The organism is Lapidilactobacillus concavus DSM 17758, assembly GCF_001435835.1.
GTDB lineage: Bacteria > Bacillota > Bacilli > Lactobacillales > Lactobacillaceae > Lapidilactobacillus > Lapidilactobacillus concavus.
Genome location: NZ_AZFX01000066.1, coordinates 1 through 1,793 on the forward strand (window position 1 = coordinate 1; position 1,793 = coordinate 1,793).

A 1,793-nucleotide genomic window follows, 5' to 3' on the forward strand; every position below is an offset into this window, starting at 1 on the left:
TTTGAGAGTAGACCTCTCAAAACTGAACAAAGTTTCTATGCAGGTTCCGTTGGTCAGTTGACTTTGACCTCTTCTGACCGTTTCCTTAGAAAGGAGGTGATCCAGCCGCAGGTTCTCCTACGGCTACCTTGTTACGACTTCACCCTAATCATCTGTCCCACCTTAGACGGCTAGCTCCCTTACGGGTTACCTCACCGGCTTTGGGTGTTACAAACTCTCATGGTGTGACGGGCGGTGTGTACAAGGCCCGGGAACGTATTCACCGCGGCGTGCTGATCCGCGATTACTAGCGATTCCAACTTCATGTAGGCGAGTTGCAGCCTACAATCCGAACTGAGACTAGCTTTTAGAGATTAGCTTGACCTCGCGGTCTCGCAACTCGTTGTACTAGCCATTGTAGCACGTGTGTAGCCCAGGTCATAAGGGGCATGATGATTTGACGTCATCCCCACCTTCCTCCGGTTTGTCACCGGCAGTCTGACTAGAGTGCCCAACTTAATGCTGGCAACTAATCATAAGGGTTGCGCTCGTTGCGGGACTTAACCCAACATCTCACGACACGAGCTGACGACAACCATGCACCACCTGTCTTAGCGTCCCCGAAGGGAACGTCCTATCTCTAGGATTGGCGCTAGATGTCAAGACCTGGTAAGGTTCTTCGCGTTGCTTCGAATTAAACCACATGCTCCACCGCTTGTGCGGGCCCCCGTCAATTCCTTTGAGTTTCAACCTTGCGGTCGTACTCCCCAGGCGGAGTGCTTAATGCGTTAGCTGCAGCACTGAGGGGCGGAAACCCCCCAACACTTAGCACTCATCGTTTACGGCGTGGACTACCAGGGTATCTAATCCTGTTTGCTACCCACGCTTTCGAGCCTCAGCGTCAGTTACAGACCAGAGAGCCGCCTTCGCCACTGGTGTTCTTCCATATATCTACGCATTTCACCGCTACACATGGAGTTCCACTCTCCTCTTCTGCACTCAAGTTCCCCAGTTTCCAATGCATTTCTTCGGTTAAGCCGAAGGCTTTCACATCAGACTTAAAAAACCGCCTGCACTCGCTTTACGCCCAATAAATCCGGACAACGCTTGCCACCTACGTATTACCGCGGCTGCTGGCACGTAGTTAGCCGTGGCTTTCTGATCGGATACCGTCACTACCTGGCCAGTTACTACCAGATACGTTCTTCTCCGATAACAGAGTTTTACGATCCGAAAACCTTCTTCACTCACGCGGCGTTGCTCCATCAGACTTTCGTCCATTGTGGAAGATTCCCTACTGCTGCCTCCCGTAGGAGTTTGGGCCGTGTCTCAGTCCCAATGTGGCCGATCACCCTCTCAGGTCGGCTACGTATCATCGCCTTGGTGAGCCGTTACCTCACCAACTAGCTAATACGCCGCGGGTCCATCCAAAAGTGATAGCTTACGCCATCTTTCAGAACGAAACCATGTGGTTTCGTTCGTTATGCGGTATTAGCATCTGTTTCCAAATGTTATCCCCCACTTTAGGGTAGGTTACCCACGTGTTACTCACCCGTCCGCCACTCGTTTCTTTTTAATTCTCTCGGTGCAAGCACCTTGATCCTTAAAATGAAACTCGTTCGACTTGCATGTATTAGGCACGCCGCCAGCGTTCGTCCTGAGCCAGGATCAAACTCTCATATAAAAGTTTGTGACTCATAAATTACTTAACTAGCGAATTGACTTCGTTGTTGTTTATTGCTTTGTGTTCATCACAATTGCTTGTCATGAACCCTGCATATTACGAAACTTTGTTCAGTTTTCAAAGGCCTACT

Annotated in this window: 1 rRNA gene; it reads right to left on the minus strand. The window is 50.3% G+C overall.

Going from position 1 to position 1,793, the window contains the following annotated elements:
* Positions 1 to 89 precede the first annotated feature (89 nt).
* Positions 90 to 1,663, minus strand: a 16S ribosomal RNA gene (locus FC15_RS06220).
* Between the last annotated feature and the right edge of the window lie 130 nt (positions 1,664 to 1,793).